At 69.1% G+C, this 6,061-nt stretch carries 7 protein-coding genes; 4 read left to right on the top strand and 3 right to left on the bottom strand.

All coding sequences use genetic code 11. From position 1 onward, the window contains the following. The first annotated feature begins 9 nt into the window (after window positions 1-9). The gene (locus ACRDPS_RS05080) at window positions 10-984 is read left to right on the top strand and encodes a GlxA family transcriptional regulator (protein WP_431500541.1); all 975 of its coding nucleotides are present in this window, start codon (window positions 10-12) and stop codon (window positions 982-984) included. 68 nt (window positions 985-1,052) lie between these two features. Here the strand turns inward: ACRDPS_RS05080 and ACRDPS_RS05085 are convergent, their stop codons facing one another. Continuing rightward, entirely contained in the window at window positions 1,053-1,604 is a 552-nt protein-coding gene (locus ACRDPS_RS05085; RefSeq protein ID WP_431500542.1) for a DUF1992 domain-containing protein, read from the bottom strand. Between the two features lie 105 nt (window positions 1,605-1,709). Next, a complete protein-coding gene (locus ACRDPS_RS05090; protein ID WP_431500543.1) occupies window positions 1,710-3,008 on the bottom strand; it encodes a C39 family peptidase in 1,299 nt (432 codons plus the stop codon). A gap of 111 nt (window positions 3,009-3,119) precedes the next feature. Here ACRDPS_RS05090 and ACRDPS_RS05095 point away from each other — a divergent pair, with 111 nt between their 5' ends. Further along, complete coding sequence (locus ACRDPS_RS05095) at window positions 3,120-4,268, top strand: GTPase family protein (RefSeq protein WP_431500544.1); 1,149 nt, start codon at window positions 3,120-3,122, stop codon at window positions 4,266-4,268. Window positions 4,269-4,277: 9 nt separating this feature from the next. On the opposite strand, the gene ACRDPS_RS05100 is transcribed toward ACRDPS_RS05095, so the two are convergent. After that, window positions 4,278-4,766 carry a winged helix-turn-helix transcriptional regulator gene (locus ACRDPS_RS05100; protein ID WP_431500545.1) on the bottom strand — a complete coding sequence of 163 codons (489 nt, stop codon included), beginning with the start codon at window positions 4,764-4,766 and terminating at the stop codon, window positions 4,278-4,280. A gap of 108 nt (window positions 4,767-4,874) precedes the next feature. Here ACRDPS_RS05100 and ACRDPS_RS05105 point away from each other — a divergent pair, with 108 nt between their 5' ends. Both ACRDPS_RS05105 and ACRDPS_RS05110 read left to right on the top strand, forming a co-directional pair. After that, the gene (locus ACRDPS_RS05105) at window positions 4,875-5,537 is read left to right on the top strand and encodes a dihydrofolate reductase family protein (protein ID WP_431500546.1); all 663 of its coding nucleotides are present in this window, start codon (window positions 4,875-4,877) and stop codon (window positions 5,535-5,537) included. A 19-nt stretch (window positions 5,538-5,556) separates the two neighbouring features. Continuing rightward, window positions 5,557-6,061 (top strand): SDR family NAD(P)-dependent oxidoreductase (locus ACRDPS_RS05110; protein WP_431500547.1); only part of this gene is annotated, 505 nt, incomplete at its 3' end.

A 6,061-nucleotide genomic window follows, 5' to 3' on the forward strand; every position in this document is an offset into this window, starting at 1 on the left:
ATTCTTGCCATGACCGTCGCCAAGCTCCCCGGCGCCAAGCCGACCATCGCGATCCCGATCGTCGACGGGATGACGCTCTTCGAGATCGGGATGCCGCTCGAGGCGCTCGGCTACGACTGGGACCGCGACGCGAGCCCGCTCTACGACGTGGTGCTGTGTGGCGATCGGCGGGGCGTACGTGTCCATGGCGGTCCCCGGCTGACGCCACAGAGGCCGATGTCCGCGCTCTCGGAGGCCGACACGGTGCTGCTGCCGGCGGTCCCGGCGGACGAGCCGATCGACGCCGGCCTGGTCCGTGAGCTCCGCCGCGCTGCCGAGGGCGGCGCCCGGATGGTCGCGCTGTGCACCGGTGCGTTCGCGCTGGCCGAGGCCGGGCTGCTCGACGGTCGCCGAGCCACCACCCACTGGCGGTGGACGGAGCTGTTCCGGCGTACGTATCCCCGGGTCGACCTCGATCCGCGGGCGATCTACGTCGACGACGGCGTGCTGACGAGCGCGGGCTCGGCCGCCGGCCTGGACCTGTGCCTCCACCTGATCCGCGCCGACCACGGCCAACACGCGGCCAACACCATCGCCCGTAACCTGGTCATCGCCTCGCACCGCGACGGCGACCAGGCCCAGTACGTCGCCGCGGACCCGCTCACCGAGCAGGCTCGTTGGCTCGACGAGCTGCGCACCTGGCTGCGCGCGAACCTGCACCAGGACATCACCCTCGAACGGCTGGCGGCGACCGCCGCGGTCTCACCCCGCACCCTCGCCCGCCGCTTCGAGCGCGACCTGGCGACCACTCCGATGCGCTGGGTGGCCGCCGAGCGGATCGCGGTCGCCAAGACCCTTCTGGAGACCACCGACCTGGCCATCGACCGGGTCAGCCACGAGGCCGGCTACTACTCCCCGGTGACCTTCCGGGCCGGATTCACCTCGGAGGTCGGCGTCTCTCCGGGGCGCTATCGCTCCCGTTTCTCGGCCCGGGCCGCCGGCTGAGTCGTCGGCTGAGTCGCCAGCTGAGTCGCCAGCTGAGTCACTGCCGAGCCGCACGAGCGCGCGAGACTTCAGCGGCGCTGCCACCAGCGGCGCTTTGCCTCGGGAGAGGTGCGCCGGCGACGTACGTCCTCGCCGGCCGCCTCCGCGCGAGCGGAGCGACGCTCGCGCCGGGCGGCGAGGGTGGCGTCGACATCGCGGGGCATGGTGATCAGCGGCGGGCCCTCAGGGGCGCCGTAGCGGGCGGCGATGACGCGCTCGTTGAACTCCTCGACGATCTTGCGGGCGCCGTCCTCTGTCGCCTGCTTGTCGAGGAGGTCGTCGAGCTCGGCGTCGTCCTTGCGGAGCTGGACGGAGGGCGGGAGCATGACGACCTGCTCGCGCTCGACGAGCTGTTTGACCCACCAGTCTGGGTCGTGCTGAGCGCCGAGACCCTTGATCGGCCTTCCTGCACCGGGAAGGTTGTCGAACTCGCCGCGCTCGATTCCTTGCCGGACCGTCTCCTCGACATAGAGGTGCTGCTCGCGCATCCGGTTGGCGGCCGCTGCCTTCGACTCCACATCGGAGAGCGGCTCCACGCGCACCTCGGTGAAACGGTCGTCCTCGCGACCGGGTTGGCTCATGGCACCTCCTCGGTGCCACCACTTTAACAAGCCGAGGACACTTCGTGAAGGCGTTCACAAGGTGTCCTCGGCTTGTTCAGCGCACCGGGCCTCGGTCGAGCGCCGTCACCAGTTGGGGGTCTGACCAGGGACGTTCTCTGGGAGCTCGACGTCGTGCGGGCGGATGACGTAGGCGATGCCATCGGTGGCGTTCTGCCAGACCCGCTCGAAGTTCTCGCGGGTGTAGACGTTGCGGACCTCGTCGTTGGAGGGGTAGTTGGGGTCGTAGATGATCGGGTCGCCCGCGGCGGTGAAGCCGCCCAGCACGAGCAGGTGGCCGTCGGTGCCGTAGCCGGCCTCGGGCATCTCCTCCTCGGTGAACTTCAGCGAGAAGACGAGCGGGATGCCGGCCTCGATGAACCGCTCCGCCTCGGCCAGCGAGCGGATCCGGGTCACGAACGACTCCAGCCCCCAGCGGTTCGCGTACGCCGTGTTGAACGGCCAGTTGCCGGCGCCCTCGTACGCGTAGTCCCAGGCGTTGATCGCCGCGTAGTCGACCTGCGGGTCGCCGTTGGGCGCGACGATGTCCTCGAGCTCGGAAGCGGGGACCTCGCGGCCCCAGTAGTACTGCACCATCGAGGTCGAGGTCGGCGAGCACCAGACCTGGCCGCCACCGCCGAACTCCGGGTATTCGCCGCGGTGGATGTTCTGACTGAACCGCGGCAGACCGAGGTCGATCTCGCGGTCGAGGGTGAAGTCGCTGGTGCCGGGGTAGGCGGAGTCGGGGAGATACTCGTTGGTCAGCGTCGAGACGGACCGCAGCGCGGGCGAGGTCGACGATCCCTCGGGGCGGAGCAGGGTCACTTTCGTCTGGAACGCCTCCGGCTCGTGACCGGTCCTGGCGACGTACGTGTCGGTGTAGAGCGCAGCGTCGGTGTCGGACTGTCCGTCGAGGGAGGTGCGGTGGATGTCGCCGGCGGCGAAGTCGTCGCCCGCGGTCCAACGGCCCATCACGAACCACTTCGTCCAGTCGCCGTCGGCCTTGCGCCCGCGGAACTGGATCTCGGCCCAGGTGCCGGTCGGGGTGTCCACGTTCCAGGAGGTGATCGACTCGTCGACCGGGTAGCCGGTCTCGACCACGGGCGAGGTCCAGGTGCCGTACTCGTACGTCTGTGCGCTGCCGTCCCCGAACGGGTCGGTGTAGGAGACGGTGCCGGCGCCGTCGCCGGCGATCTTCAGGGATGCCCGGCGGCCCGGTGTCAGGCTGCTCGAGGTGCCCTTCACGAAGTCGCCCATGCCGTCCCAGTGGGTGACGGTGACATCGGTGACGGCGGGATCGACGGCCTGGGCCGAGGAGATGGGAGCGACCAGGACTGCCGTCGCGCCCAGCGCGACGGCCCAGGTGAGACGGGTCCGGAGAGTCATGCCTGGCAGGGTAAACCCGTCGCGACCCGCGCGGGAGCGAAATGGAGCCGATGGTCGAGCCTGTCGAGACCTCCCCGCCAACGACGGTCTCGGATGGCATCCTTGATCGCCGTGAACAACTTCGCATCCGACGGCTGGTTCAAGGACGAGTTCCACAAGAGGTACGCCGAGTCCGCAAGGGAGATCGGCCGGTTCAACCTGGCCGTCTTCGGCAAGACCGGAGTCGGTAAGTCGACATTGGTCAACGCCGTCTTCGGTGCCGAGGTGGCCAGGACCGGGATCGGCGAGCCGGTGACGAAGGAGTCCACCCTCTATCTGCACACCAGCGGCTTCTTCGGGCTGCTCGACACTCAGGGCCTCGAGATCGGCATCGAGGGCGACCGGGTGATCAAGGACCTCGCCAAGCTGATCCAGGAGCGGCGCCGCAAGCCGCAGGCCGAGCAGATCCACGTGGCCTGGTACGCCGTACGTTTCGCCGACCGCCGTTTCGAGGACACCGAGGCCGAGTTCGTCCGCAAGCTAGCCGACCTCGGGCTCCCGGTCGTGCTGGTGATGACCCAGGTGCCGACCTCTCCGACCGGCGCCTACCACCCGGACGCGGTAGAGTTCGCCCAGCAGATCGACACGCGCGGGCTGCCCGTGCACGGAGCGCGGGTCTACCTGTCCAACGCGAAGGCCGACGACTTCGCCGACCAGCAGGTCCACGGCCTGCAGGAGCTGGTCGATGCCACCTTTCGATGCGCGCCTGCAGGCGTCGAGGAGGCCCTCACGGCGGCCCAGAAGGTGGATCTCAAGCGGAAGCAGGAGCAGGCGAACACCGTGATCGCCGGCGCCGCGACTGCGGCCGGTGCCGCCGGAGCGACACCGATCCCGTTCTCCGACGCGGTCGTGCTGGTGCCGATCCAGCTCGGGATGATGGCCAGGATCTCGGCGATCTACGCGATCGAGGTCGACAAGGCGGCGATGGCATCCATCGCGGCCACTGCGGCGGCCACCCAGGCCGGACGCTCGGTCGCGGGCAACCTGCTCAAGTTCGTACCGGGCTTCGGCACCGTCGGCGGCGGCGCGATCAACGCCACCGTCGCGGCCGGCTTCACCGCCGCCATCGGCGCTGCCTGGTCGACCGTGTGCGTCAAGCTGGCCGAGGGCAAGCTTCGCGGGGTCAACGGCGCGCTCGACACCGAGGGCATCCGGTCGCTCTTCCTCGACGAGCTGAAGAACCAGATCTCGAAGCTGAAGCTCACCGCCAAGGAGAGGTGACGGTCCTGCTCATCCGGCCATGGCCGCTTCGTACGCCGCGGCGAGCTGTTCGCTCGCGCGCGGTGCGTCGGGATCGGGCCGGGGCGTGCCCAGGTGGAGCTCGCGCAGCTCGTCCATGAACGACTCGACCATCTCGGGGCCTGCGTCGCGCAGCAGCTCGGCGCGGACCCGGAGCTGCCGGGTGCCGTCACGGTGGGCGAGCCCCCAGTTGCCGAGGGCGACCATGATCGGCAGCGTCTGGATGCCGGCGTCCGTCAGGGCGTACGCCGCCCGCTGCCCGCGGTTGGCCTGCTCCTTGGTCAGCAGGCCGCCCTCGACGAGCTTCTTCAGCCGACTGCTGAGGATGTTGGACGCGATGCCCTCCTCGGAGCTGGTGAGCAGCTCACGGAAGTGACGCCGGTTCCCGAACATCACGTCGCGCAGCACGATCACCGACCAGGGGTCACCGAAGACCTCCACGGCTGCGTTGATCGGACATCCCGACCTGGGCTCGCTCACCCGGTTCCTCCCGCCTCGGAAATAGTGGTTGCAATCTGCAATCGGGAAGTCTACTCTCGATGCCAGTGGTTGCAAAGTGCAATCACTGGTTTGCAAGGGAGATCTCACATGTCACTCGTACGCGCTCACAACATCGGAATCTCGCTGGACGGTTTCGCCACCGGCGAGGGTCAGAGTCTGGAGACTCCGTTCGGTCACGCCGGCGTCCGGCTGATGAAGTGGGCCTTTCCGACTGCGACCTTTCAAGCCTTGAGCGGCGCCCGGGAACGAGCCGAGGTCGACCCGGCGTCCGAACCCGACGACGTCTTCGTCAGGCGCGCCTGGGAGGGCATCGGCGCCGAGATCATGGGAGCCAACAAGTTCGGTCCTCCGGGATGGCAGTCGGACGCCGACTGGACCGGCTGGTGGGGCGAGGAGCCGCCGTTCCGCACGCCCACCTACGTCCTGACCCATCAGCCGCGGGCGTCGATCGAGATGAAGGGCGGCACCACCTTCCACTTCCGTGACGCTCCGATCGAGGAGGTGCTCGCGGAGGCTCAGGAGGCGGCCGACGGTCAGGACGTACGTCTCGGCGGTGGCCCGTCCTCGATCCGGGACCATCTCGCGGCCGGTCTCGTCGACCACCTGCACGTCGCGGTGACTCCGATCATCCTCGGTCGTGGCGTACGTCTCTGGGATGGGCTGGAGGCTGTCGAGAACGACTACACCGTCGAGTCGACCACGACCCCGAGCGGCGTCACCCACGTCACCTTCGACCGGAAGCAGGGCTGAGGTCATCTAGGGTGCGGACGTGGCCAGCCTGTTCTCCCTCCCGATCCTGCAGACACCCCGCGCCCGGCTCGCGCGCACCGTCCGGGCGGTGACCGGCGGCTCCAGCCCGTTGGCGAGCCGGAGGGTGCTGGTCACCGGCGCCAGCTCGGGGATCGGTGAGGCGACGGCGTACGCCGCGGCTCGGCGGGGTGCGCACGTGCTTCTTGCCGCGCGTCGGGCCGACGAGCTGGAGCGGGTGCGCGCAGCTATCGAGGACGCTGGAGGGAAGGCCTCAACCTACCTCGTCGACATGGCCGACGGCGAGTCGATCGATGCGCTGGTGGCGCAGCTGCTGGCCGAGCACGGAGCTGTCGACTATCTGGTCAACAACGCCGGCCGGTCCATCCGGCGGTCGCTCGAGCTGAGCCACGACCGTATGCACGACTTCGAGCGGATGATGGCCGTCAACTACTTCGGCGCAGTCCGGCTCACGATGGGGCTGCTGCCGGCCATGCGCGCCCAGCGCTTCGGGCACGTCGTCAACA

The sequence above is a fragment of the Nocardioides sp. genome, assembly GCF_050699375.1.
GTDB lineage: Bacteria > Actinomycetota > Actinomycetes > Propionibacteriales > Nocardioidaceae > Nocardioides.

What these genes read in the sequence shown, in the direction of transcription:
- ACRDPS_RS05090 (WP_431500543.1), bottom strand. Translation starts at nt 3,008, where the DNA reads ATGACTCTCCGGACCCGTCTCACCTGGGCCGTCGCGCTGGGCGCGACG.
- ACRDPS_RS05105 (WP_431500546.1), top strand. Translation starts at nt 4,875, where the DNA reads ATGTCACTCGTACGCGCTCACAACATCGGAATCTCGCTGGACGGTTTC.
- ACRDPS_RS05080 (WP_431500541.1), top strand. Translation starts at nt 10, where the DNA reads ATGACCGTCGCCAAGCTCCCCGGCGCCAAGCCGACCATCGCGATCCCG.
- ACRDPS_RS05085 (WP_431500542.1), bottom strand. Translation starts at nt 1,604, where the DNA reads ATGAGCCAACCCGGTCGCGAGGACGACCGTTTCACCGAGGTGCGCGTG.